The organism is SAR202 cluster bacterium, from assembly GCA_016872355.1.
Taxonomy (GTDB): Bacteria; Chloroflexota; Dehalococcoidia; order Lucifugimonadales; family VGZY01; genus VGZY01.
Map to the genome: position 1 here is coordinate 36,454 of VGZY01000018.1, position 6,853 is coordinate 43,306.

The following is a 6,853-nucleotide window of genomic DNA, read 5'->3' on the forward strand; positions in this document are numbered from 1 at the left end:
CAAGGATGGTGAATGATGGCTACCGGCAACGGGACCAGGAAGCGCTCACTCGTCGTTGTGCAGCTCTCCGGCGGCAACGATGTGCTCAACACGATCGTCCCTTACACGGACGGCCTGTACCACGACTTCCGCCAGTCGGTGAAGGTGGAAGCGGACAAGGTAATCAAGCTGGACGACCGATTCGGGTTCAACCCGAGGCTGGCGCCGCTCAAGGGGCTGTGGGACGAGGGGAAGATGGCGATCATCAACGGCATCGGCTACCCCAGCCCGAACCGCTCCCACTTCCGCTCTATGGATATCTGGCACACCGCTGAGCCGGCGAAGATCGGCAACGACGGCTGGCTGGGACGGGCGATACGGGACCTGGACCCGCGCGGCGAGAACGTGCTCACAGGCGTTAACTTCGGGAAGGGCCTGCCGCGCGTCCTCTCCTGCAGCGGCGTTCCGGTGGCCTCGGTCGGCGGCAACCTGGAGACCTACGGCCTGTTCCCGGACAAGCAAGACGAGTGGCTGCGGAAGTACGCGCTGGACTGCTTCTCGGAGATGTACGGCGGCGTGGACGGGCGGGACGCCGTGCTGAGCTTCCTGGGCCAGACGGGCACCAGCGCCCTGCGCGGGGCGGATATCCTCCGGACGGCGCCTTCGAAGTACACTTCGTCCGTAGAGTACGGCTCGGACCCACTGGCGCAGAGCCTCAAAAATGTCGCGCAGGTCATGTTCGCGGGCTTCGGCACGCGAATCTACTACACGCAGCAGGGCAGCTACGACACTCACGCCGACCAGGCGAACACGCACGGCAAGCTGATCACCCACGCCGCCGCGGCGATCCGCGACTTTCTGGACGATGTGCGCGAGCACGGCATGGAGGACGAGGTGCTGGTCTTCGCGTTCAGCGAGTTCGGCCGCCGCGTGAAGGACAACGGCGACGGGACGGACCATGGCTCAGGCGGGTCTGCGTTCATCTTCGGCGGCGGCGTCAAGGGCGGCATGTACGGCGAGTACCCGTCGCTCAGGCTTGAGGACCAGCTCGACGGCGACCTCCACTTCAACAACGACTTCCGGTCGACCTACGCCACAATCCTGGAGCAGTGGCTGGGCCTGGACTCGAAGACAAACCTCGCCGGCACGTTCGAGCAATTCGATTTCGTGAGGAAATAGGCAGTAACGGCCAGCGGCGTTACCGCCCCTCGATAACGCCACGCAGCGACTCCGCGTTGCGCTTCCAGTAGTCGTACAGGATGTACAGGTCCGTGCCCAGCGAGAAATGGCGCACGCCCATGTCGAGGTACCGCTTCGCGGCGTCCAGGTTGCGGACGCCCACGCGGGGGTGAACGCCCTTCGCCAGCGCCTTCTTTATCATCGCGTCCTGGACCTTCTGAACCTCCGGGTCGCGCGCCTGGCCAGGCCGGCCGATGCTCATCGAGTAGTCGTTGCCGCCGAACACCACCATGTCCACACCCGGCACTTCCAGAATCGCGTCAAGGTTCTCCACGGCCTGTCGTTTCTCTATCATCAGCGCCACAACGCAGTCTTCCAGCGCCTGCACGTAGTCCGGCGTGCCGCTCTGGAAGAAGTACTTGTAGAAACGGCGGTCGCCTGAGCCGTGTCGCCCGCCCGTCTGCGGCGTCTCCGCGCGCACGGCGGTCACGCACTCCTTCACGTCCTCAACAGTGCGCACGTCTGCGAACAGAATATTCTGTATCCCAGACCCTATGGCCCGGGTCGCGACAAACGTCCGCGGCTCCTGGTCTATCTTGATCATCCCGGCGATGTTGTGCAGCTCCATCGCCCTCGCCAGGTTGTCCAGGTCGTGGAGGTCGTACGGCATATACTCCGCCTCCACCTCCACGTAGTCGTAACCCCCGGCGTAGCCGAGTATCTCCACCACGTCCGGGGAAAAGACCATGATGTTGGTGCCCACGCTGGGCTTGCCGGCCTTCATCAACTCGCGAAGTCTGTTAGGGCGCATGGAGGGATCTCCGGATGTTATTTATACGGGTCGGCGGCGTCGCGCAGGCCGTCGCCGACGAAGTTGAACGCGAGCACCGCCAGCGTGACCGGTATGGCCGGGAACGTGAGCCAGGGGTACAGCGCCACGGTCTGAATGTTCTGCGCCTCCTGGAGCAGCACCCCCCAGCTTAGCGCCGGCGGGCGGAGTCCGAGGCCAAGGAAGCTCAGCGCCGTCTCGCTGATGATCATGAACGGAATCGCCAGTGTCGTTGCTGCGATCAGGTGGCTCGTGAAGTTCGGCACCATGTGCTTGAAGATTATTCGCCTGTCCTTGGAACCGGAAAGCCGAGCCGCGGTGATGTAGTCCTCCTCGCGGAGAGAAAGGAACCGCCCTCGCACGACGCGCCCCAGCTCGGTCCACAGGAAGAGCGAGATTATTATGGTGATCGCTAAGTAGATACGGTGCACGCTCCAGTCCCTCGGCACCGCCGCTGCCAGCGCAATCCACAGCGGTATTGTGGGCACGGAGCGCGTCACCTCGATGAGGCGCTGGATGATCGTATCCGGGATGCCGCCGTAGTATCCGGAAATACTGCCGAGCACAACACCCAGCACCAGGCTGGCCGCAACGCCGGCAAGTCCGATGGTCAGCGACACACGCGTCCCGTGCACTATGCGCGAGAGCTGGTCGCGGCCGAACAAGTCCGTCCCCAGCAGATACGGTGAAGTCCGGTCAGGATCGCCCACGACGCCGATAAGGTGACGGTCCGTCTTGATCAGGCCGAGAAGTTTGTATTCGTAGCCCCTTGCGAACGGACGGACAGGGAGCTTCTTGCTTTCGTCGTATGTAAACACGCGGGCGAAGGTCTCAGGGTCCCTTCGGCCCGTGACACTGATCACATGCGGATTGAAGCCGTTGTCGAACCAGCGAATGGTCTGCGGCGGCATGTACGCGATCGAGGCTTGCGATTGCCTGGGGTTAGCGCTCGAAAGGAAGTCCGCGAATATTGCTATCAGGTAAAAGCCGAGAATGACGAAGGCCGAAATCAGCGCTAGTTTGTGGCGGCGGAACTTCCACCACATGAGCTTCCACTGGCTGGCTAGCGAGACCTTCTCTTCCTGCTTGAGGTTCTCCGCCGTACGCTGGTCCGCAGCTTCCGCTGCGCCTGGTACAGCTTTGGGTAGCTCTTGCTCGTGTTCCTTGACCATAGTTTATTTCACCAGCCTTATTCGAGGGTCCAGGAGCACCAGCAGCACGTCGGAGATAAACGTGCCTATGACTGTGAGGGTGCCCAGGAGGAGCACGATGGTGCTTGCCATGAACATGTCCTCCGTGCGGAGCGCCCGCAGGAGCAGCGGCCCAACGGTGGGGAGGCTGAGCACCACGGAAACGATGACGCTGCCCGAAAGCAGGAACGGCAGAACGTAACCGACCGTGCTGACGACAGGGTTGAGTGCGACACGCACCGGGTACTTGAGAATGAGCTTGATCTCGGACATCCCCTTCGCGCGCGCGGTCAAGACGTACGGCTTGCGCAGCTCATCCAGCAAATTGGCGCGCATGATGCGTATCAGGCCAGCCGTGCCGGACGTGCCGAGCACTATTGCAGGAATCCACATGTGAGACAGAAGGTCCACAACGCGCCCCATGCTCCAGGGCGCATTGATGTAATGGGCGGAGAAAAGCCCGCCCACGCTCATGTCGAAGTAGAAGTAGCCGATCCAGAGCAGCGCCAGCGCCAGCAAGAAGTCCGGCACAGCCAGCCCAAAGAAACCGACAAATGTCGCGACATAGTCGCCGATAGAGTGCTGGCGAACTGCGGAGTAGATTCCGATTGGAACTGCCAGGGACCAGGTTAAAAGCACGGTGGCAAAGGCAAGAATCGTCGTGAGCAGCATGTGCTCTCTGACGATCTCCATCACGGGGCGCTTGTATTCTAGGGAGATGCCGAAATGGCCCTGCAGCACGAGCCAGAGCCACTTGAAATACTGGATGAACACCGGCTGGTCAAGCCCGTATTGCGCTCGAAGCGATTCTGCAATGTTTTGCGCCGCCTCGCTGTTGGCTACATCCGGCCCAATCACGAGGAGAATATATTGGGATACGAAGTCTCCGGGTGGGAGCTGAACAACGAGGAACGCAAGTATTGAAATCGTGAATATCGTGAATACAGCGTAGATGGCCCGCCGTATAAGAAACTCAATCATGCTTTGGCCTCCTGTTCGTCAGACGGTAGCCTGCGCCGTCGCATCAAACAGCGCACCCGGTTTGCCGGACCGGGTGCGCATATTCACTAACTGCCAGCGTTGCGGCAGGCCGTCACCATTGGTGACACCCCAGCCACTTACTGGCCGGCATCGTTCTTGCCGCCCTCGAAGAAGAACTGTACCGTCCTTCCGATTCCTTCATTCTGGAGCAGCGAGACGTTCGGCGCCTTCAGAGGCACGTTCTTGAAGTTGTTCTTCATCACGATCACGCCGTTGAACGCGGGCGTATCGCCCACGAGGCCGACGTAGTACTGCTGGTCGATAACTATCTTCTGGTTCTCGATGTAGTTCGCGGCCCGATTCTCGTACTTTGTGTCGTTGGCCGAATCGTTAAGCACCTTGATGCGCCGGAGCTCAGCATTGTACGGTTCGACTGACGGCAGGCCGCCCTGCTGGGCGTTGTACCACGCCGAGATCGCCGGGAAGGCGGAGCGGCCAAGGGCGAAGTTGAGCGGATGGCGGTCGCAGCACGTGTCCACCACAACCTGGTGAAGATTGTTCAGGCGGCGCTGGCCGAAAAGGTTAACGTCTTCTGCCTTGAGATTGACCTTGATTCCTACCGCCTCCCAGTTCTCCTTGACGATCTCGGCCAGCGTCTTGAAGTCCAGGAAGTACTGGGATATGTAGACCACTTCTATGGAAAGAGGGCCTTTGCCGTCCGTTCGAAGCCTGAAGCCGCTGGAGTCCTTCTTGTCGAGGCCGATGGCGTTCAGCATTCGGTTGGCCTCCGCGAGGTCCCGCTTGGTGTACTTGGACTCGTAGTCTGCGCCGGGGTAGAACGGGTGGCCAGCGGAGAACGTGGCCTGCTTCTCTTTGCCCGTGCCGAGGAACAGCACCTCGTTCACTGTCTTCCGGTCCATCGCAAGGGATATCGCAATCCGGAAGTCCTTGTTTTGTATCCACTTCTGCACTTCAGGGTCGGCGGCTTCGCTCGGGTTGCCCATGCCATAGGTCTGGTTGAAGCCGATGCCGGCCTGGATGCCCTCCTGCGGCCAGAACCTCAGCGAGTAGTTGCCGCGCGCCGCATTCTCGCGGTATACCGGCACCTTGGTCATCAGGATGTGGCGGTGCTGGAAGTCGATCTCGCCGGCAATGGCCTTCAGGTTAAGCACCTCGGTCTCGCCTATGAGCTGCATGGAGATCTTGTCGATGTACGGGAGCTGGTTGCCGGCCGGGTCAACCGCCCAGTAATACGGGTTGCGCACGTACTCGAGCAGCTGCGAGGTTGCCGGGCTGGTCATCTTCCAGGGCGCCAGGACGGGCAGGTTCAGGTTGCGCTGGGCGTCCATCTTCTCCTTGAAGAAGAGGGGCCACGTCTGGAAGCCCGCGGCCTTCGCCATATTGTCCACCGCGGCGCGGTCATTAAAGTCCTTGTGGAACTGTTTCAGGTAGTGCGCCGGGGCGTATGGAGGCCAGCCGGTGCGACCGTGCAGCGAGAGGCCGCCGATGCGGTACGAGGCCACTTCGTCCATAAAGCCCCTTTGGGACTTGTCGAAGACGAACTGGATGGTATAGTCGTCGACCTTGACGAACTTGGGCGCGAGTGCCGTGTAGCCCATCCTGCCATTGCGGCCCGGGTTAAGCTCAGCGTCGTTCAGGATGTACTCGGAGGAGAACATGAAGTCATCAACCGTAAACGGGGCGCCGTCCGACCACTTCACGCCCTTGCGGAGGTGGAAGGTATACACCATGCCGTCGGGGCTCTCCTCCCAGGACTTCGCCAGGTTCGGCATGAGCGTCGTGCCGTCCAGGTCGTAGTAGACTAGGGCGTCCATCATGAGGCGGTCGGCGTTCTGGCCGTCGTTTGGGCCGGTGAACGCGCGCCGCCACGTGCCGCCGTACTGGCCGATCTTCTCGACTACTGGCACTACCATTACGTCGGAGGGCTTGGGGAGCCGCTGCTCGACGGGAGGCAGAGTTCCGGCCCTGACCTGTGCGGCGAGCATGGGGGCCTCTGAGAACTTCGTAACGGCGGGGCCGGAGTAGATGAATGAGCCTTTGAATGCTGCGGGGGCCGCTGTCGCAGTCGCCTGCGGCTTTGCGCCGGAACCGGTAGTCGCTGCGGGGGCCGCTGTCGCAGTCGCCTGCGGCTTTGCGCCGGAACCGGTAGTCGCTACGGGGGCCGCTGTCGCAGTCGCCTGCGGCGTTGCGCCGGAAACGGTAGTCGCTGCGGCCGTCGGCTGTTGGGCCGGCGACCCGGGGGCGGAAGTTGCAGGTGTATCGGACGTACACGAAATCGCCGCCAACAGCAAAAGGCCTGCCAGAACTAATCGCCAGTGTTCCAAAAACCTCTTCATCGGTCTTGCCTCCTAGTCGCAATTACTTTTCGAGTTTGGTGGGGCCGGACTATGAGCCTGAGTACACGGACGAGATCGGAAGGGTTGGGTTTGGTGCTATGTTCTTGGGACTGTTGTGGACACGAAATAGGCACCCGGACTGTTGGATTCTAGATTGTGCCTCATATCTGGAGTCGTTTGAAGCGGTTAATTTATCACATATTTCAAACACAAAGTCAAGGGCATAAGCAGACAGGCCCTCCTGCCTGTACCGGGACAGCATTCTCCACACATGTCGCTCGCCGACACCCATCAGCTCAGCGGCCTTACTTGCCTCGCAACGCCCCTCCAGAACAAGG

General features: G+C 61.1%; 5 protein-coding genes. 1 reads left to right on the forward strand and 4 read right to left on the reverse strand.

Annotated features, from left to right (window positions below; all coding sequences use genetic code 11):
* Positions 1 to 15 precede the first annotated feature (15 nt).
* A complete protein-coding gene (locus FJ319_05945) occupies positions 16 to 1,158 on the forward strand; it encodes a DUF1501 domain-containing protein (GenBank protein ID MBM3933831.1) in 1,143 nt (380 codons plus the stop codon).
* Between the two features lie 19 nt (positions 1,159 to 1,177).
* Here FJ319_05945 and FJ319_05950 read toward each other — a convergent pair whose 3' ends face one another.
* From FJ319_05950 to FJ319_05965, 4 genes are all read right to left on the reverse strand, one after another.
* Positions 1,178 to 1,969, reverse strand: coding sequence for a 2,4-dihydroxyhept-2-ene-1,7-dioic acid aldolase (locus FJ319_05950; protein MBM3933832.1), 792 nt, complete (start codon positions 1,967 to 1,969; stop codon positions 1,178 to 1,180).
* 17 nt (positions 1,970 to 1,986) lie between these two features.
* On the reverse strand, positions 1,987 to 3,159 hold the full coding sequence (locus FJ319_05955) for an ABC transporter permease (protein ID MBM3933833.1): 1,173 nt from the start codon (positions 3,157 to 3,159) through the stop codon (positions 1,987 to 1,989).
* Positions 3,160 to 3,162: 3 nt separating this feature from the next.
* Complete coding sequence (locus tag FJ319_05960; protein ID MBM3933834.1) at positions 3,163 to 4,158, reverse strand: ABC transporter permease; 996 nt, start codon at positions 4,156 to 4,158, stop codon at positions 3,163 to 3,165.
* A gap of 137 nt (positions 4,159 to 4,295) precedes the next feature.
* Positions 4,296 to 6,515 (reverse strand): ABC transporter substrate-binding protein, encoded by a 2,220-nt coding sequence (locus FJ319_05965; protein MBM3933835.1) that lies wholly within the window; start codon positions 6,513 to 6,515, stop codon positions 4,296 to 4,298.
* Positions 6,516 to 6,853 lie beyond the last annotated feature (338 nt).